The following is a 17,253-nucleotide window of genomic DNA, read 5'->3' as shown; positions in this document are numbered from 1 at the left end:
CGCGCTCAGGGGGTTGCCTTGAGTCGCGCGCCATTTCCAGTCGATGTCTCCGGAGGATGCCAAGGGCATGTCGGACAAGATCTTCGCAGTGAGCAAGATGGCCGGGGTCAAGATGGCCGAGACTTTCCAGCTGCTGCTGCTGTTCCTGGCCGGGTTCGGCATCCTCTGGGCGACCGTCATCGAGGTGTTCGCGGTCGTGGGCAAGGGTGGCCCGAACCTCGGCGACGTGCTGATGCTGTTCCTGCTGATCGAGCTGGCGGCGATGGTGGCGATCTATTTCAAGACGAACCGTCTGTCGGTCCGGTTCCTGGTCTACATCGCGATCACTGCCCTGACCCGGGTGCTCGTGGTGGATGCCAAGACGATGGAAAACACTACGGTCCTTACCCTGGTGGGTGCGATCTTCGTCCTGACCCTGGGCGTGCTGATTCTCCGCTGGTGCGAGGTCTGGTTCGGCGAGGACGACGAACAGAAGGAGTAGTGGACCGCGGACGTGCTCATTCCTTCAGGCGTGGCATCAGCATGGTCAGGTTGCAGGGCTGCGTGCGCGAGTCGAGCTGGGCCTCGATGACGCGGGTCCATGCCGTGCGACAGGCGTTGCTCGAGCCGGGCAGGACAAAGATGAAAGTGCGGTTGGCGACGCCGGACAGTGCCCGCGACTGCAGGCTGGACGTCCCGATTTCCTCGTACGAAAGATATCGAAAGAGTTCGCCAAAGCCACTGATTTCCTTGTCTAGAAGTGGCGCTACCGCCTCGGGTGTCCCGTCCCGCCCCGTGATCCCCGTGCCCCCCGTCGTGAGGACGCAGTCCACGGCTGGGTCGGCGATCCAGCGTGAGACCTCTGCCCGGATCTGGTAGATGTCGTCCTTCACGATCCGGCGCTCGGCGAGCCGGTGACCGGCAGCCTCCAGAAGTGCGACCAAGGCGGCCCCCGAGCTGTCCTCGCTCAGCGAGCGGCTGTCGGAAACGGTAAGTACGGCGATGTTGAGGGGTGTGGCCTGATCGGTCATGTAGGCATCCTTTTGGTGTATCGTCGGCAGCCATCATAGACAGCCCAAGCGAGCCTTGAAAATGGCAGATCGTCTGCAGAAATACCTGGCGGCCCGCGGCCTTGGTTCCCGGCGTGAGATCGAGGGCTGGATCGAACGAGGCGAGATCCAGGTAAATGGCCGGGTTGCGAAGCTCGGTGACCAGGTGGATTCCGGGGACACGATCCTCGTGCGGGGCAAGCCGGTGAAGAGCGACGAGCGCGCTCACCGCTGGGTGGCCTACCACAAGCCCGAGGGCGAGATCTGCACCCGCTCGGATCCCGAGGGCCGCAGCAGCGTTTTTGCGAGTCTCCCGCGGCTGCGCGGCCAGCGTTGGGTCTCCGTGGGGCGCCTGGACCTCAATACCTCGGGGCTGCTGCTGTTCACGACCGATGGCGGGCTCGCGCACGGATTGATGCACCCCTCGCGGGGGCTCGAGCGCGAGTATGCCGTGCGTGTGCTCGGGGAGGTGCCGGAGGAGATTCAGCACAGCCTGCTGCGGGGTGTCGAACTCGAGGATGGACTGGCCCGCTTCGAGTCCCTGGCCGAGGCCGGTGGCGAGGGTGCCAATCACTGGTTTCACGTCACCGTCAGCGAGGGCAGGAACCGCCTGGTCCGCCGCCTTTGGGACGCCGTTGGTGTCACGGTGAGCCGCCTGATCCGAATCCGCTACGGGCCGGTCGATCTTGGCCGCGGGCTGAAGGCCGGCCACTTCCGCGACCTCGATCCACGTGAGGTGCGGGCGCTGTATACCGCGGCGGAGATGAGCCCACCCCGGTCGGCACGGCCCACCGGCAAGCGGCCCGGGCGGGGCGGTTCCCGGCCCGCCCCCGGCAAACCGCGCCGGACCCGCTGAGGCGGGGGTGGGCGCGCCACGGAAGAGCACGGACACCACGGAAAACGAAGGGCTTTCAAACTTTTTTCCGTGTGTTTCTGTGTTCTTCCGTGGCCATATTTCCGCGTTAACGAGTAGCGGCCTGCGGCGGGCGGGCGGCGAGAAGGATACACTAGCAACCCTTATGTCCGGCGCCATTTCCCTGCCTGTGCCGGTCTGGCCGGTGCAATTCTTGACAGTGATGGGGGCTACATGAATTTCGACAAGGCGAGCAGAAAGGCGCTGCACGGCACGGAGATCGCTGTTTTGATCGTGATCGCGATCGCGACCGTGGTGGCGATTCTTCAGGAGATCGCTTTGATGATCGCCAACCTGGAGGTCACGCTCGCGGATCTGCTGCTGCTGTTCATTTTCCTGGAGGTGCTGGCCATGGTCGGCATCTACTACAAGTCGGGCCGATTGCCGGTGCGCCTGCCGCTGTATATCGCCATCGTGGCCCTGGCGCGTTACATCATCATCGACATGAAGGCGATGGACTTCTGGGTCATGGTCGGTATCGCGATTGCCATTCTCTTGATCACGATTTCCATTCTCATCCTGCGCTTTGGGCATATCCGCTTCCCGTACACCGACGAAGCAGGGCATGCCGAGGGTCCGAAGCGGGGGCCCGGGCCCGCGTGACGAGCGCCATTTTCGAGGTGCTGGTGCCGGGTCTCTGGCGGATCCCCGGGCAGGACCCCGATCCCGCCACCCCCGCGCTGCTGGCCCGCATGCTGGGCCGCGGTCACCTCGTCGGCAGCACAAGCCCGGGTTGGGAGGCGGCCGCTGCCGATCTCCTCGGCTTTCAACGCGTGAGCTCGGGGCGTCGACGCTGGCTGGCTTTGCCGGTCTCCCTGGCGGCTGGCATGACCGACCTGGTCGCCACCCGGGTCGAGGACGTGGCTCCGGACGAGTGGGAATCCCTGCGGGCAGCCATTCTGCCGGAACTCGAGCAGGCCGGCGCGACTTGGCATACTGAGGTCGGGGGCTTGCCCACGCTGGACCTCGAAGGCGAGGGCGATTGGGAAGGGCCGCCGCCCTCGGTCGCTCTTGGAAGACCCATGCGCGTGCCCAAGCTGGACAGCCCGGTTGCCCGGCGCCTGCAGGTACTGGGCAACATGGTCCAGATGCTCTGGTTCGAGCACCCGGTGAACCGGGAACGGTTGCGCTTGGGTCGCATGCCCGTGCAGGGGCTCTGGTTCTGGTCGCCCGGCGTGCCGGCCGCAGCCCCCTCGGTGCAACGGATCGCCGGGGGGGGAAGCCTTGCACGGTGGCTCGCCGAAGGCGCGGGGGTTTCGTGGTCTGCCGATCCCTTCGATTCCGAGGCCGAATTGGCGGTGATCGATGTCTTTTCCCGCGCAGAGCATGAGGATCGGCGCGATGTGCTGCTCGAGTCGTTTTGCAGCGACGTGCTCGCGCCTCGGATTGCGCGTCTTCGCAGCGGGCAGTTGGCGGAGGTCCGCCTCCATGATCCCGGTGCGGCCCGGTTGCGGCTGCGACGGGCGGACTGGCGCCGCTTCTGGCGCCGAGGCCGCCCACTGGTGCCGAGGGGCGGCGGCACCGCCTCTCCTCGCTGAGAAGAGGGAAGCGGGCGCACACTCTGGCGTTCGTAGGCCGGTGGCTTTGGCTGGCGGACCCTTAGTATACTGTCGGGCTTTGCCGTCGGGATGCATCGCCATGGAACTCAACCCCTACTACTCCAATATTACCGACCTCCAAGGCCGCCTCGAAGGCCTTAGGGGGTATCTTTGACTTCGCTGCCCGGGAAGAGCGGCTGGAAGAGATCCTGCGTGAACTCGAGGCACCCGACGTCTGGAACGACCCGGAGCGTGCGCAGGCGCTAGGACGGGAGCGCGCACAGCTGGAGGCCGTGGTCCTCAACATTCGCGAGATCGAGGGCCAGCTCAATGACAGCCTGGGTCTGCTGGAACTCGCCGAGGCCGATGACGACAGCGAGACCGTGGCCGCGATCGATACCGACCTGGCCAGGCTGAACGCGCGCGTCGAGGAGCTCGAGTTTCGGCGCATGTTCGCCGGCGAGATGGATCCGGCGAACGCCTTTCTGGACATCCAGGCAGGCTCCGGCGGCACCGAGGCACAGGACTGGGCGAACATTCTGCTGCGCATGTACCTGCGCTGGGGCGAGCGCCGCGGTTTCAAGACCGAAGTGATCGAGCTCTCCGAGGGTGAGGTGGCCGGGATCAAGAGTGCGACCGTGCGCTTCGAGGGTGAATACGCCTTCGGCTGGCTGCGCACCGAGACCGGCGTACACCGCCTGGTGCGCAAGTCGCCTTTCGATTCGGGTAATCGGCGCCATACTTCTTTTGCCGCGGTCTTCGTTTCGCCCGAGGTCGACGATTCCTTCGAGATCGAGATCAACCCGGCGGACCTGAAGGTGGACACCTACCGCGCGAGCGGCGCTGGCGGCCAGCACGTGAACCGCACCGAGTCCGCGATCCGGATCACGCACATGCCGTCGGGCGTCGTTGTTGCGTGTCAGAACGACCGCTCCCAGCACAAGAACCGCGACACGGCGATGAAGCAGCTCAAGGCCAAGCTCTACGAGCTGGAGATCCAGAAGCGCAACGCCGAGAAGCAGGCGGAGGAAGATGCCAAATCGGATATCGGTTGGGGCAGCCAGATCCGTTCCTACGTGTTGGACCAATCAAGAATCAAGGACCTACGCACGGGTATTGAAGTGGGAAATACACAGGCGGTGCTGGATGGCGACCTCGACCAGTTCATCGAAGCCAGCCTCAAGAGCGGACTCTGACACAGAATGAATGCGCCGGAACTTGACGAGAATCGGCTGATCGCGCAACGGCGCGACAAGCTCTCCGCGCTACGCCAGGAGGGGTCTGCGTATCCAAACGACTTCCGTCGGGACGCACTGGCCGCCGATCTGCATGGCAAACATGACGATACGGAACCCGGTGAACTGCAGGCGGCGGGGATCGAGGTCGCGGTGGCCGGGCGCATGCTCGGCAAACGCGTGATGGGCAAGGCCAGCTTCGCAACCCTGCGCGACATGTCCGGGGACATCCAGCTGTTCGTGCAGCGCGATGCCCTGCCGGAGGGCGTGTACCCCGCGTTCAAGCAGTGGGATCTCGGCGACGTGCTCGGCGCGCGGGGAACGCTGTTCAAAACCCGCACCGGGGAGTTGTCGATCCAGGTGCAGGAGTTGCGGCTGCTGACCAAGAGTTTGCGTCCGCTGCCGGAGAAATTCCACGGCCTGTCCGACCTGGAGACACGCTACCGTCAGCGCTATGTCGATCTGATCACTTCCGAGGAGACCCGGGCGCTGTTCCGCAGGCGCACCCGGATCATCGACTACATCCGCGACTACTTCACCGACGCCGGATTCCTGGAGGTCGAGACGCCAATGATGCAGGCGATCCCCGGGGGCGCCACGGCACGTCCGTTCGTGACCCACCACAACGCCCTGGGGATGGATCTGTTTCTGCGCATCGCCCCGGAGCTGTACCTGAAAAGGCTCGTCGTCGGCGGCTTCGAGAAGGTCTTCGAGATCAACCGCAACTTCCGGAACGAGGGTCTCTCCACCCGGCACAATCCCGAGTTCACGATGCTCGAATTCTACGAGGCCTTCGTGACCCATCACGAACTGATGGACCGCACGGAGGAACTGGTGCGCGGTCTGTGCGCGGACGTGCTCGGAACCACGGTGATCGAATACCAGGGTGAGAGCCACGATTTCGGGCGGCCGTTCACGCGCATGACCGTGCGCGAGGCCATCGTCGCCTTCAACCCGGAGATCGCGGATGCGGAGCTGGACGATGCGGAGCGTATGCGCGCCCACTGCGAACGACTCGGCATCCCGCTGAAGCCGGGTTACGGTCTCGGCAAGCTGTGGATCGAGGTCTTCGAGAAGACCGTGGAGACGGGGCTGCGGGATCCGACCTTCATCACCGCCTATCCCACCGAGGTTTCACCGCTGGCCCGGCGCAGTGACGCCGATCCCTTCGTGACCGACCGGTTCGAGTTCTTCGTCGGCGGACGCGAGATCGCCAACGGCTTCTCCGAATTGAACGACCCGGAAGATCAGGCGGAGCGTTTCCGCAGCCAGGTCGTGGAGAAGGAAGCCGGCGACCTGGAGGCGATGCATTACGATGCCGACTACATCCGGGCGCTGGAATACGGATTGCCCCCGACGGCGGGCGAGGGTATCGGCATCGACCGCCTCGTGATGCTGCTCACCGATTCCCCGTCGATCCGCGACGTTCTGCTGTTCCCGCATCTGCGTCCCGAGACCTGACGCTCCATCGCGGCTCCGTGCTTGAGTCCGGGGTTGCTTTGCTTGTCGGAGCACGGTGGCTTGTCAGCGCTTTGGGAACGAGGTCGGGTCGCAGGGTGAAAAGCGGGAGCATGCTCCCGCAGTCCAGATGAGCGCCCTTGTTTTCACGGTAAACTGGGCGGCAAATCCTCTCGGGAGTCGAGGCATGGGTGGGTGGGGGTGTCCGCACGAAGTTCGTGGTGAATGCCAGCGGGTGCTGGGCAGGACCTGCGAGCCCGGAATGAAGGGGTGCGTACTGGCGGGCCGCTTCCTGTTCAGCGATGCGGCGAGGAACACGCCGCGGGTGTTGCGGGAGAAGGACGGTTCACAGGGGCCGCGGGATCCCGTTCCGGGCCGTAAGCGCCACCGGCAATGACAGGTGGGACAGGTTCGATTGGAGGCGGGTTGCCGAGCGAGATTTCCCGTTTTGGCCAACCAATGCGGCAGCGGCAATCATGAACATTCTCGCCGATCGTCCCCCGCGGTTGATCTGCCTCGATGCGGCAGGGACGCTGTTCCGCGTGCGGGGATCGGTAGGCGCCATCTATGCCGAGATCGCCGTGGCCTATGGGCTGCCCGATCGGGAAGACCTCGCGCAGGTACTTGAGGAACGGTTCAGGACCGCATTTCCGGCCATGCCTGCGCCCGTCTATCGGTTCGGTGACCGGACTTATAATGACAGCGTCGATCGCGAGTGGTGGCGCCTGCTGGTGGCCCGCGTGCTGGAGGGGCTGGGACCCCTGTCGTTCACGGACTTCTTCGATCAGGTCTACGCCGTCTTTGCCGATCCGTCAGTCTGGGAGACTTATCCGGAGGCGGCAGGGGTCCTGGAGGATCTGCGGCGAAGGGGGCTGCGGCTCGCCATCGTCTCGAACTTCGATGCCCGGCTGCTCCCGGTTTGTGAGGGACTGGGGCTGACTGCAGCGGTGGACGCCATCGTGATCGCAGCCGAGGTGGGGGTGGCCAAGCCTGGGGCGGGGATCTTCCATGCCGCAGTACAGCGGTTCGGGCTGTCGCCGTCAGCGGCCCTGCATGTGGGTGACTCGCTCAGCGAGGATGCGGAGGGGGCGCTGTCCGCCGGCCTGCTTGCGGTGCATCTGCAGCGGGACGGGGACGACGGTTCCGGAGCGCTTCCGCCCGGCGTCAAGGTGATCCGGGATCTGCGCGAGCTACCCGCCATGACCGGGGTGTGACCCGCGCCGCGCCCCGCTCCCGGCAGCGGCAGCGCTGGCTCTGGAGTGCGGTGGCTTGCCACCGCTTTGGATCTGGGCCGGGATCGGTGCCGAAAGCGGGAGCAAGCTCCCGCACTCCATATGGCGGGGGTGCTCGTCAATGCGCCTCGGCACGTCCATTGTAGGCCTGTGCAAGCCGGGTCTGGACATCGTGGGGTGCCGGCTCGTAGTCGCCTCCCGACACCACGAACTCGCTGTCCCCGGCGCAGATCGACTTCAGCCGGGCCTCGAAGCCGTCCATTTCGGCCAGCGGCACCAGCGCATGGATCTCGGTCCAGCCGGGACTCGGGCTGTCCGTTCCGGTGACACGGCCGCGTCGGCTGGAGAATTCCGCGCTGATCTCGCCGAAGTGACGGTCGGCCGCCTTGACGCTGACGTTCACGAGCGGTTCCAGCACCACCGGCCGGGCGCCTCGCGCAGCCTCGAGCGTGGCGTGCTTCGCGGCGAGAGAGAACGAGATTTCGTTGGAATCCACCGCATGGTGCTTGCCGTCGAAGACGGTCACGCGCAGATCCTGGATCGGGTAACCGGCCAGGGCACCGTCTTCCAGCGCCTGAATCACCCCTTTCTGCACCGCGCTCATGAAGTTTCCGGGGATCGCGCCGCCTTTGACCTCGTCCTGGAAATCGAAACCCGCACCACGCGGTAACGGTTCCACGCGCAGCGCGACCTCGCCGAACTGCCCGGAACCGCCACTCTGCTTCTTGTGACGGTAACGGGCTTCGGCGGAGCCGATGATCGTCTCGCGGTACGGCACCTCGGGCGCCGCGGTGTCGAGCTGAAGGTTCCAGCGCCCCGAGAGCTGATCCAGCAGCAGCTTCAGGTGCAGTTCCCCCAGGCCGCGGACCACAGTCTGGCGCGTCTGGGGCTCGAAACCCACCTCCAGGCAGGGATCCTCGTCGAGCATGCGCGGCAGGGCTTCGGAGAGCTTCTGCTCGTCACCGTGCTTGCGCGGCAGCAGCGCCAGCCCGAAGACGGGTTTCGGAAAGGGCGGCGGGACCAGATGGAAGTAGTCCTCGTCATGGGAATCATGCAATACCGCATCCCGGTGGAGTTCGTCGACCCGGGCCACCGCGCAGATGTCTCCGGGAACGCCGCGCGCCGTCTCGTTCTGGTTGCGTCCCTGCAGGCGCAGCAGGTGGGAAACCTTGAACGGCTTTCTGGCATCTCCGATCAACAGCTGGGTGTTCGGGGTCACGGTGCCCTGGTGAATGCGAAACAGCGCGAGGTGGCCGCGGAAGGGGTCGTTCTGCACCTGGAACACGTGGGCGATGACGTGCCGGTCCGGGTCCGGGACGACCTCGACGGGCTTGGCGGCTGCGCCCTCGCCCTTGACGAAGTGCGGCAGGTTGCCCTCGGTGGGGTCGGGCATCAGGCGCCCGAGGATATCCAGCAGCTCGCGGATTCCGGCACCGGTCTGCGCGGACACGAAGCAGACCGGGATCAGGTGACCCTCGCGCAGCGCCTGTTCGAAGGGGTCGTGCAGCTGTTCAGGATCCAGGGACTGCCCCTGTTCCAGGTAGCGCGCCATCAGATCCTCGTCCAGCTCGACGACCTGGTCCACGATCGCTTCGTGGGCATCCGCGACGCTCGAAAATGCGGTGGCGGCGGATTCGTCGGGATTGAAGAAGCAGTCGATCACGCCGGCACCACCCGGGGCCGGCAGGTTGATCGGCAGGCACACCGGACCGAAGCTGTCGGTGATGCTGCGCATGAGTTCGCCGAGATCCTCGCCGGCGGCGTCGATGCGGTTGACGATGATCATGCGGCATTTGTCGTCGGCAGCGTCCATCACCTTGCGGCTGACGGCCTCGATCCCGGCCGAGGCGTTGATCACCAGGGCCGCGGTTTCCACGGCGGGCAGGGCGAGCAGGGCCCGGCCGAGCAGATCCGGCAGTCCGGGGGTGTCCAGGAGATTGATCCAATGCCCGGCCCATTCCATGTGGGCGAGGGTGGTGCTCAGCGAATGCCCCATGGCCTTTTCCAGGGGATCCTGGTCGCTCAGCGTGTCGCCCCGCTCGACCTGCCCGGGGGTCTTGATTTCCCCGGTGGCCGCGAGAAGGGCCTCCAGCAGGGTGGTCTTGCCGCTGCCGGCGTGGCCTAGGAGGGCGACATTACGAATGTCGTGTACTGCGGTCGGAGTCATCAGACGCTTCCGTTTGGATGAATGAGGCGAATTCTGGCGTGTCGCTCATGCGCTGACAACGGGAACGGCGCTTCCCCGGTACATCGATGGGGAGAAAGCGCCGATGGAGAGCCCCGGAGCCGGACCGATGGCGCGGGCTAACCGCACGCCCGCACGTCAGAAATAGCCGTCGAGGCGCAGGTAGCCGATCACGAACAGCAGGGAGAGCACGCCGGCGATCACGTAAAGGATATTCGAGAGCTTCCGGTTGTTGGGTCGGCTGAAGAAGGCGGCCCAAAGCGACAGAAGGATCAATACGACAAAGAAGAACAGGAAACGCATGGTTCTCAGGCACTCCCGGGGATCGTGTAGGGAAGGGGAATCACGTGCGCGGCGGAGCCGTCGGGGCTGCTCCAGCGAAGCGGTTCCTCGGATGCGGCGATCTGCACCACCGCCAGCGCGGCGTAGAGGCCGTCAGGGTGCATGACCGCATCCACGATTTCGCCGTCGGGCTGGCCCGGCTCGCCACTGGCGCGGTAGACGGGGCTGCCCGGCAGCGGGCGCTCCTGCCCCTCGATGGCCAACCGGAACATCCGCCGCTTCAGCTTGCCGAGATAATGCATGCGCGCCACCACCTCCTGCCCCGGGTAACAGCCCTTTTTGAAACTGATCCCGTTCAGGGCGTGCAGGTTGACCATCTGCGGGACGAACGTCTCGCTGGTCTCCGGGTAGATGGTCGGCACCCCCGCGAGGATGTCCAGCAGGCGCCAGCCCTCGGGTCCCACCGGCGCACTGTGCACGTTCAGGTCGTTCCAGAGCGACCGGCAGGCATCGATCTCGCCGGCGAACTCGAAGCGCGGGTGCACCATGTGCTGCACCCGAACCACGCTGACGCCCTTGCGGCTCAGTACGTCGTTGACTTCCTTGGGAAAGGCGCCGAGGGTATCGGCGAGTTGCTGCTCCGCCGTGGGCCCGGACAGGCCGAAGCGGATGCGGGAGTCTTCCGCGTTCTCGATCACCACCTCGGCCCGCATCACGAACATCGCCAGCCGCTTGCGCACGGTTTCCACCGGCTCCGGATTCATCTCCAGCAAGTAGGCGTCGCGGTCCAGCATGACCCGGAAAACGGCGTAGGCACGCCCCTTCGGGCTGGAGAAGCTGGAGAGCTGGGAGCGGGTCTCACTGACCTCGCGGATGTCATTGCCGAATTGTCCCTGCAGAAAGGACTGCGCATCCTTGCCCCGTACCTCGAGCAGGCCCCGGTGCGAAAGATCGCAGATCACATCGCCATTGACCGCCACGCGCCGTTCGCGCTCGGCGTTGCCGAAATCCCGCAGCAGGTCGCCTTCGAACTCGGCGCCTACATCGATCAGGTGTCTTTTCCAGTCGTCGCGCATCGCTTGCTTCCTCGCGGTGTGGCTATACTGTGGAACCAACCCCGGCCATAGTAGACGAACAGATCAACGGGCGTCAGTTAGTCCCACGGCACCCGTGACGAAGAGGAGAAATGCATGCCCAGTCAGGCGCGTCCGGTCTTCCTGGATCTAACCAAGATCAGCCTTCCCGTCAATGCCTTGGTTTCCATTCTCCACCGTGTCACCGGGGTTCTGCTCATTCTTTCAATCCCTCTGGTTTTGTGGCTTTTCGGTCGTTCGCTTGCGGATCCCGGGGGGTTCGCCCAGGCCGTGGACGTGCTTCGACACCCGATTGGATTGTTCCTGCTGCTCGTCTGGCTGTGGCTTCTGATGCATCATTTCTTCGTGGGAATCCGGTTCCTGCTTGTGGAGATCGGCATCGGCGAGACGCGTGAGGGCGGGCGGCAGACGGCCTGGTCTGCGTTGATCGCCGGGGTGGTCGCCGCGGTCCTGCTCTGGGTGATGTTCCTATGAGTTTGCTGAGCGGGCAGCGCGCCTGGTTGCTGCAACGGGTTACCGCGATCTATGCCGGACTCTACGTCTTCCTCGCAATCGCGGTCCTGCTGGCGAGGCCCCCCGCCGATCACGGTGCCTGGGTTGCCCTGGTCACGCATCCGGTGGTCTGGCTGGCGACCGTGGCGTTCATCCTTCTGATGCTGCTGCACGCCTGGATCGGGCTGCGCGACGTGATCATCGATTACGTGCGACCCGTGTCCGTGCGGCTGACGGCCCTGGTGGCCGTGGCAGTGGCGTTTCTGCTGCTCGGCTTCTGGGCACTGTGGATCCTGATCGAGGCGGCACTGACATGAAACTCACCACGCGGAAGTTCGATGCCCTGATCATCGGGGCCGGCGGCGCCGGTCTGCGCGCCGCACTGCAGTTGTCCAACGCCGACGCCCGTGTCGCGGTCGTCTCCAAGGTGTTTCCGACGCGCTCGCACACTGTCGCCGCGCAGGGCGGTGTGAATGCCGCGCTGGCCAACGTTCTGCCGGACTCCTGGCACTGGCACATGTTCGACACCATCAAGGGCTCCGACTATCTCGGGGACCAGGATGCGATCGAGTACATGTGCCGGGCCGCCCCGAAGGTCGTCTACGAACTGGAGCACTTCGGTGTGCCGTTCTCACGGCTGGACAATGGCGGGATCTACCAGCGGGCCTTCGGTGGACAGAGCCAGAATTTCGGCAAGGAACAGGCGGCACGGACCTGTGCCGCCGCGGACCGGACCGGTCATGCGATCCTGCACTCGCTGTACCAGCAGAACCTTCGCGCGCGCACACATTTCTTCGACGAGTACTTCGCGATCGACCTGATCAAGGACGAAGCAGGCTATGTGCTTGGCGTGGTGGCCTTCGAGATCCTGAGCGGTGAGCCGATCGTGATCGAGGCCAAGACGACGCTGATCGCCACCGGCGGCGCGGGGCAGATCTTTCGCACCAACACCAACGCCCTGAGCAACACCGGCGATGGCATGGCCATGGCCCTGCGCGCGGGTGTGCCGCTGGAAGACATGGAATTCGTGCAGTTTCACCCGACCGGAATCGCCGGTCGCGGGATGCTGATCACCGAGGGCGTGCGCGGCGAGGGCGGCTTCCTGATCAACGGTGAGGGTGAGCGCTTCATGGAGCGCTACGCGCCGCAGGCAAAGGACCTCGCATCCCGCGACGTGGTCAGCCGTGCGATCGCAATCGAAATACGCGAGGGTCGGGGCTGCGGCAAGAACAAGGATCACGTCCTTCTGGATATGCGCCACCTCGGCACCGACACGATCATGAAGAAGCTCCCGGGCATCCGCGAGATGAGCATGACCTTTCTCGGCGTCGATCCCATCGAGAAACCCATTGCCGTCTTTCCGACGTGTCACTACAGCATGGGTGGCATCCCCACCAACCGCGATGGCCAGGTCGTGGTTCCGGTCAAGGATACGCCGGAGGACCCGGTGCCAGGGCTCTACGCCGCGGGCGAGGCCGCCTGCGTCTCGGTGCACGGCGCGAACCGGCTGGGTGGCAATTCCCTGCTCGACATCCTGGTGTTCGGCCGTGCGGCGGCCAACCACATCCTCGATTTCCTGAAGGAAAACCGCTATCACCGTCCATTGCCCCAGGCGTCGGTGGACCAGGCCCTGGAACGCCTTTCGCGCTGGGAGCGCAAGGGCGACGGGGAGGCGGTGGAGCCGCTGCGGCGGGAGTTGCGCAAGGTCATGGAGGACCACTGCGGCGTATTCCGCACCGCCGAGGTGATGCAGGAGGGTGTGGACAAGCTGCGCGTGCTTCGCGAACGGATCGAAAACGCGGTGATCCGGGACCACACGCAGACCTTCAACACCGCGCGGATCGAGGCGATGGAACTCGAGAACCTGATGGACTGTGCAATGGCCACGATGTGCTCGGCACTGGGCCGGGAAGAGAGCCGTGGCGCACACAGCCGGGTCGACTTTCCCGAACGGGACGACGAGCGCTGGCTGAAACACTCGCTTTATTCGCTGCTCGACGATTCGATGGACTACAAGCCGGTGCGTACTCAGCCGGTGACGGTCGAATCCTTCCCGCCGAAAAAGCGGGTTTACTGACAGGTTTGGGTTTTAGCTTTTAGTTTTTGGCTTTTAGCCAGTCGTTGGTTGCGTGCCCCCAGGAGGCTTGCGGATGGAATTTTCGATCTACCGGTTCAATCCCGACACCGACAGCGCACCCTACATGCAGTCGTTCACGCTGCCCGACGACCAGGTCGAACCCGGCATGATGCTGCTGGACGCCCTGCTGCTGCTGAAGGAGCAGGACGACAGCCTCGGCTTCCGGCGCTCGTGTCAGCACGGTGTCTGTGGCAGCGACGGGATGAACGTCAACGGTACCAATGGGCTTGCCTGCATCATGCCGCTTGCGAATCTGAAGGCGCCCGTGGTGCTGCGCCCGTTCCCGGGCATGCCGGTGATCCGTGACCTGATCGTCGATATGGACAACTTCTACCGCCAGTACCGTGAGGCGGAGCCCTGGCTGATCAACGACTCGCCGGAGCCCGAGGTCGAGCGCCTGCAGTCCCCGGAGGATCGCGACCGCCTCGACGGGCTGTACGAGTGCATCCTCTGCGGCTGCTGCTCGGCGTCCTGCCCCTCCTATTGGTGGAACCCGGACCGCTTCCTGGGACCGGCGGCGCTGCTGCAGGCCGCGCGCTTTATCGAGGACAGCCGCGACCAGGCCACCGAGCACCGGCTCGAGCGTCTCGACGACGCCTACCGTCTCTATCGCTGCCACGGCATCATGAACTGCACGCAGGTGTGTCCGAAGGGCCTGAATCCCTCGAAGGCGATCGGCGACATCCGCAGGACCATGATCAAGCGCTCGGTGTGATCGCGGTCGAACACGGAGGCGGGCTGCGATGGTGATGCCCGACACCCGCACGCGCTGGCGCTGTCGTCGGGGCATGCTGGAAAATGACCTGCTGCTGGGCCGTTTTCTCGATCATGGATATGACAGTCTTGACCAGGAGGGTCGCGATGCCTTCGAACGCTTGCTGGGCTACCCCGACAATCTTTTGCTGGACCTGGTGCTGGGGCGCCAGGCGACGGTGGATTCGGGCATAGCCCGCCTTGTCCCGCTCATCCGCGCCGCCACTGCGGATCGCCCTGAGGCATGACCCCTTCCTGCCGCCGCTGGCGGCGCTGGGGCTGTTCGCGGTGGCGGCCGGCGTGGTGCTCTACGCACTGGCGTACAGCGGCTGGATCCCCGCGCTGCTGACGCTGATCCTCTCCCTTTTTGCCGTGGCCTGGTCCGTGCGTCTGCGCGGCCCCCGTTGGGACTGGCTGGGCTGTGATACCGAGGGACAGTGGTGGCTGGCGACGCGCGAGGGGCTGCGTCATGAACAGCGGACCGGCATCCGGGTCTCGGGAGACAGCCGCGTGGGGGCCCGGATGGTCGTGCTGGTCTGCGGCGTCGCGGACACGGGAACGGTCCAGGTGCTGTGGCTGCCCTGGTGGCGGCTGGACCCGGAGGACTTCCGCCGCCTGCGGGTGCGCCTGCGCTGGCCGCCGGAGGCAGACGACAAACCCGGCCTGACCGCGCGGCTTCAGGAGGGCGCGCAGCGGGCCGTTGGTATACTCGCCGCCCTGACCAAGCGCGGAGCGCAGCCCATGAATACGCCCCGGGACATGGCCGCGGTCGATCATCTGCTCAGTGACGATCCGGAACACGTCTACACCGAGGATGAACTGGACGCGATCGAGGCCGTCGATCCCGAGTTGGCCCTGCGCCTGGACCGCGCACAGACCTTCGCGCAGCGCCAGGCGCTCGATGAGCCCGCCGAGGGTCCGATCGACGAGGCGGCGGTGCGTCAGGCGGTGGAGGAGGCGCGCCGGATCCTGCAGCAGGACGGCGGTGACATCGAATACGTGGGCCTCGATGGACGCACGGTGCAGGTGCGTCTGAAGGGTGCCTGCGTGGGCTGTCCGCGTTCCACGCTGGACCTCAAGAACGTCGTCGAGCGTCTGGTCCGTGCGCGGGCCCCCGGCGTGGAACGCGTTGCGAACACGTTCTGACCGGTCGGACTCAGGTGATCACGTCCGGCGCGTCCTTGCCGGTCTGGTTCCGGATGTCGGCAATTTCTTCCGCCAGCTCGATCAGCGGGGCCAAGGCCGCCTGCGTGTCTTCGTCGAGCTGATCGGGCCGGGTCTCGTGACGTTCCAGATACACCCGCAGGGTCGCGCCGTGGGTTCCGGTGCCCGAGAGCCGGAACACGATGCGCGCGCCGTCCTCGAACAGAATGCGCAGTCCCTGGCCGGAACTCACGCTGCCGTCCACCGGGTCGCTGTAGCTGAAGTCGTCGGCGGCGCGCACCTGCAGGGCGCCGAACTGCTGCCCCGGCAGTGACGGCAGGGCTGCGCGCAGGCGGTCCATCAGGGCCTCGGCACGCTCGCTCTCGATCTCCTCGAAGTCGTGCCGGGTGTAGTAATGGCGTCCGAAGCGCTGCCAGTGATCCCGGACGATCTCGGTGACCGGCTGGCCCCGCGCCGCGATCAGGTTCAGCCAGAAGAGAACGGCCCACAGACCGTCCTTCTCGCGCACGTGATCGGAGCTGGTGCCGAAGCTCTCCTCGCCGCAGAGCGTGATGCGTCCGTCGTCGAGCAGGTTGCCGAAGAATTTCCAGCCGGTGGGGGTCTCGTAGCAGGGGATGCCCAGGGCCTCCGCCACGGCGTCGATCGCCTGGCTGGTCGGCATGCTGCGGGCAACGCCCTTGAGCCCGTCGCGGTAGGCCGGGATCAGGTGGGCATTTGCGGCCATCACCGCCAGGCTGTCGCTGGGGCTGACGAAGAAGCCGCGGCCGAGGATCATGTTGCGGTCCCCGTCGCCGTCCGACGCAGCGCCGAAGTCAGGCGCATCGCGCCCGAACATGAGCTCGCCGAGTTCGCGGGCGTGGCTCAGGTTGGGGTCGGGATGGCGCCCACCGAAATCGGCGAGGGGTTCCTTGCGCATCACGGTGCCGGGCGCTGCGCCGAGGCGTTCCTCGAGGATCTGGATGGCGTAGGGCCCGGTGACGGCGTGCATGGCGTCGAAGCGCATGCTGAATCCGCCCGACCCGACCAGTGCGCGCATGGCCGCGAAATCGAACAGCGATTCCATCAGGTTGGCGTAGTCGGTGACCGGGTCCACGACCTCGACCTCCATCTCGCCCAGCTTCTGGTGCCCGACATGATCGATATCGACGTGCGGCGCCCGCGCGATCCGGTAGTGTGTGATCTCGAGACTGGCCGCGTGGATGGCACTGGTGACCGATTCCGGTGCCGGCCCGCCATTGGCGACGTTGAACTTGATGCCGAAATCGCCTTTCGGACCGCCCGGGTTGTGGCTGGCCGAGAGAACGATGCCGCCCCCCGCACGGCGGGTGCGGATCAGGTGGCTCGCGGCGGGCGTGGACAGGATGCCGCCACAGCCGACGGTGACCTTGCGGACCTGGTTCGCCATCGCCATGCGCAGGATGATCTGGACCGCTTCCCGATTGAAGAACCGTCCGTCTCCGCCGAGGATCAGTTCGGCACCGGCAAGAGCCTTCTGGCTGTCGAAGATGCTCTGGACGAAATTCTCGAGATAGTGGGGCTTTCGGAAGCGGGAAACCTGCTTGCGTACTCCCGAGGTGCCGGGCTTCTGATCCGTGAACGGGCGGGTCGAGACGACGCTGATTTCCATGTTCGCTTCAAGTCCCTGGCCTGGGCGGGCGGTGAGGAAGGCGGGCAACCGTTGTGGCTGAAGGTAGCAGAATCCGATCGGAGTGTCTCGTCGGAAATGTACGATCCGGCTCGCT

18 protein-coding genes are annotated in these 17,253 nt (G+C 65.4%); 13 read left to right on the top strand and 5 right to left on the bottom strand.

The window, feature by feature from the left end; genetic code table 11:
• The first annotated feature begins 67 nt into the window (after positions 1 to 67).
• Positions 68 to 481: a phosphate-starvation-inducible PsiE family protein gene (locus EA346_RS09790; protein ID WP_296758072.1), complete on the top strand. Its 414-nt coding sequence runs from the start codon at positions 68 to 70 to the stop codon at positions 479 to 481.
• Positions 482 to 497: 16 nt separating this feature from the next.
• Here EA346_RS09790 and moaB read toward each other — a convergent pair whose 3' ends face one another.
• Complete coding sequence (moaB, locus tag EA346_RS09785) at positions 498 to 1,010, bottom strand: molybdenum cofactor biosynthesis protein B (protein ID WP_296758071.1); 513 nt, start codon at positions 1,008 to 1,010, stop codon at positions 498 to 500.
• Positions 1,011 to 1,071: 61 nt separating this feature from the next.
• Here moaB and rluB point away from each other — a divergent pair, with 61 nt between their 5' ends.
• From rluB to EA346_RS09755, 6 genes are all read left to right on the top strand, one after another.
• Entirely contained in the window at positions 1,072 to 1,884 is an 813-nt protein-coding gene (rluB, locus tag EA346_RS09780; RefSeq protein WP_296758069.1) for a 23S rRNA pseudouridine(2605) synthase RluB, read from the top strand.
• 231 nt (positions 1,885 to 2,115) lie between these two features.
• Positions 2,116 to 2,544 carry a phosphate-starvation-inducible PsiE family protein gene (locus tag EA346_RS09775; protein ID WP_296758067.1) on the top strand — a complete coding sequence of 143 codons (429 nt, stop codon included), beginning with the start codon at positions 2,116 to 2,118 and terminating at the stop codon, positions 2,542 to 2,544.
• Complete coding sequence (locus EA346_RS09770; protein ID WP_296758065.1) at positions 2,541 to 3,479, top strand: hypothetical protein; 939 nt, start codon at positions 2,541 to 2,543, stop codon at positions 3,477 to 3,479. The genes EA346_RS09775 and EA346_RS09770 overlap by 4 nt, the downstream gene beginning before the upstream one ends.
• Positions 3,480 to 3,579: 100 nt before the next feature.
• A protein-coding gene (prfB, locus tag EA346_RS09765; RefSeq protein ID WP_296758064.1) for a peptide chain release factor 2 occupies positions 3,580 to 4,675 on the top strand; the annotation gives its coding sequence in 2 pieces (ribosomal slippage) (positions 3,580 to 3,651 and positions 3,653 to 4,675; 1,095 coding nt in all).
• A 6-nt stretch (positions 4,676 to 4,681) separates the two neighbouring features.
• Complete coding sequence (gene lysS / locus EA346_RS09760; RefSeq protein ID WP_296758062.1) at positions 4,682 to 6,175, top strand: lysine--tRNA ligase; 1,494 nt, start codon at positions 4,682 to 4,684, stop codon at positions 6,173 to 6,175.
• Positions 6,176 to 6,648: 473 nt separating this feature from the next.
• Complete coding sequence (locus tag EA346_RS09755) at positions 6,649 to 7,386, top strand: HAD-IA family hydrolase (protein ID WP_296758060.1); 738 nt, start codon at positions 6,649 to 6,651, stop codon at positions 7,384 to 7,386.
• A 136-nt stretch (positions 7,387 to 7,522) separates the two neighbouring features.
• Here EA346_RS09755 and fusA read toward each other — a convergent pair whose 3' ends face one another.
• From fusA to EA346_RS09740, 3 genes are all read right to left on the bottom strand, one after another.
• Positions 7,523 to 9,571 (bottom strand): elongation factor G, encoded by a 2,049-nt coding sequence (gene fusA, locus EA346_RS09750; RefSeq protein ID WP_296758059.1) that lies wholly within the window; start codon positions 9,569 to 9,571, stop codon positions 7,523 to 7,525.
• Positions 9,572 to 9,727: 156 nt separating this feature from the next.
• Positions 9,728 to 9,892, bottom strand: coding sequence for a hypothetical protein (locus EA346_RS09745; protein WP_296758057.1), 165 nt, complete (start codon positions 9,890 to 9,892; stop codon positions 9,728 to 9,730).
• Between the two features lie 5 nt (positions 9,893 to 9,897).
• Positions 9,898 to 10,947 (bottom strand): folate-binding protein, encoded by a 1,050-nt coding sequence (locus tag EA346_RS09740; RefSeq protein ID WP_296758055.1) that lies wholly within the window; start codon positions 10,945 to 10,947, stop codon positions 9,898 to 9,900.
• Positions 10,948 to 11,061: 114 nt separating this feature from the next.
• On the opposite strand from EA346_RS09740, the gene sdhC reads away from it, so the two are divergent.
• The 6 genes from sdhC to EA346_RS09710 all read left to right on the top strand — a co-directional run bounded on the left by sdhC (position 11,062) and on the right by EA346_RS09710 (position 15,493).
• Positions 11,062 to 11,439: a succinate dehydrogenase, cytochrome b556 subunit gene (gene sdhC / locus EA346_RS09735; protein ID WP_296758054.1), complete on the top strand. Its 378-nt coding sequence runs from the start codon at positions 11,062 to 11,064 to the stop codon at positions 11,437 to 11,439.
• A complete protein-coding gene (gene sdhD / locus EA346_RS09730; RefSeq protein WP_296758052.1) occupies positions 11,436 to 11,774 on the top strand; it encodes a succinate dehydrogenase, hydrophobic membrane anchor protein in 339 nt (112 codons plus the stop codon). Before sdhC ends, sdhD begins: the two co-directional genes overlap by 4 nt.
• A complete protein-coding gene (gene sdhA, locus EA346_RS09725; protein ID WP_296758049.1) occupies positions 11,771 to 13,534 on the top strand; it encodes a succinate dehydrogenase flavoprotein subunit in 1,764 nt (587 codons plus the stop codon). Before sdhD ends, sdhA begins: the two co-directional genes overlap by 4 nt.
• 73 nt (positions 13,535 to 13,607) lie before the next feature.
• Positions 13,608 to 14,309 (top strand): succinate dehydrogenase iron-sulfur subunit, encoded by a 702-nt coding sequence (locus EA346_RS09720; protein ID WP_296758045.1) that lies wholly within the window; start codon positions 13,608 to 13,610, stop codon positions 14,307 to 14,309.
• 31 nt (positions 14,310 to 14,340) lie between these two features.
• Positions 14,341 to 14,595: a succinate dehydrogenase assembly factor 2 gene (locus EA346_RS09715; protein ID WP_296758103.1), complete on the top strand. Its 255-nt coding sequence runs from the start codon at positions 14,341 to 14,343 to the stop codon at positions 14,593 to 14,595.
• Positions 14,549 to 15,493: a NifU family protein gene (locus EA346_RS09710; RefSeq protein ID WP_296758043.1), complete on the top strand. Its 945-nt coding sequence runs from the start codon at positions 14,549 to 14,551 to the stop codon at positions 15,491 to 15,493. The genes EA346_RS09715 and EA346_RS09710 overlap by 47 nt, the downstream gene beginning before the upstream one ends.
• Before the next feature lie 10 nt (positions 15,494 to 15,503).
• Here the strand turns inward: EA346_RS09710 and EA346_RS09705 are convergent, their stop codons facing one another.
• Positions 15,504 to 17,138 carry an alpha-D-glucose phosphate-specific phosphoglucomutase gene (locus EA346_RS09705; protein ID WP_296758040.1) on the bottom strand — a complete coding sequence of 545 codons (1,635 nt, stop codon included), beginning with the start codon at positions 17,136 to 17,138 and terminating at the stop codon, positions 15,504 to 15,506.
• Between the last annotated feature and the right edge of the window lie 115 nt (positions 17,139 to 17,253).

The sequence above is a fragment of the Thioalkalivibrio sp. genome (genome assembly GCF_007692535.1).
In the GTDB taxonomy this organism is placed as follows: Bacteria; Pseudomonadota; Gammaproteobacteria; order Ectothiorhodospirales; family Ectothiorhodospiraceae; genus Thioalkalivibrio.
The sequence above is the reverse complement of the archived record's forward strand: the minus strand, read 5'-3'. Positions and strand labels throughout refer to the sequence as shown.

Bases quoted from the DNA above. Each gene is read 5' to 3' on its own strand.
- fusA (WP_296758059.1), bottom strand. From the start codon at position 9,571: ATGACTCCGACCGCAGTACACGACATTCGTAATGTCGCCCTCCTAGGC.
- sdhD (WP_296758052.1), top strand. From the start codon at position 11,436: ATGAGTTTGCTGAGCGGGCAGCGCGCCTGGTTGCTGCAACGGGTTACC.
- sdhA (WP_296758049.1), top strand. From the start codon at position 11,771: ATGAAACTCACCACGCGGAAGTTCGATGCCCTGATCATCGGGGCCGGC.
- lysS (WP_296758062.1), top strand. From the start codon at position 4,682: ATGAATGCGCCGGAACTTGACGAGAATCGGCTGATCGCGCAACGGCGC.
- EA346_RS09720 (WP_296758045.1), top strand. From the start codon at position 13,608: ATGGAATTTTCGATCTACCGGTTCAATCCCGACACCGACAGCGCACCC.
- EA346_RS09745 (WP_296758057.1), bottom strand. From the start codon at position 9,892: ATGCGTTTCCTGTTCTTCTTTGTCGTATTGATCCTTCTGTCGCTTTGG.
- EA346_RS09775 (WP_296758067.1), top strand. From the start codon at position 2,116: ATGAATTTCGACAAGGCGAGCAGAAAGGCGCTGCACGGCACGGAGATC.
- sdhC (WP_296758054.1), top strand. From the start codon at position 11,062: ATGCCCAGTCAGGCGCGTCCGGTCTTCCTGGATCTAACCAAGATCAGC.
- EA346_RS09705 (WP_296758040.1), bottom strand. From the start codon at position 17,138: ATGGAAATCAGCGTCGTCTCGACCCGCCCGTTCACGGATCAGAAGCCC.
- EA346_RS09755 (WP_296758060.1), top strand. From the start codon at position 6,649: ATGAACATTCTCGCCGATCGTCCCCCGCGGTTGATCTGCCTCGATGCG.
- moaB (WP_296758071.1), bottom strand. From the start codon at position 1,010: ATGACCGATCAGGCCACACCCCTCAACATCGCCGTACTTACCGTTTCC.
- EA346_RS09790 (WP_296758072.1), top strand. From the start codon at position 68: ATGTCGGACAAGATCTTCGCAGTGAGCAAGATGGCCGGGGTCAAGATG.
- EA346_RS09740 (WP_296758055.1), bottom strand. From the start codon at position 10,947: ATGCGCGACGACTGGAAAAGACACCTGATCGATGTAGGCGCCGAGTTC.
- rluB (WP_296758069.1), top strand. From the start codon at position 1,072: ATGGCAGATCGTCTGCAGAAATACCTGGCGGCCCGCGGCCTTGGTTCC.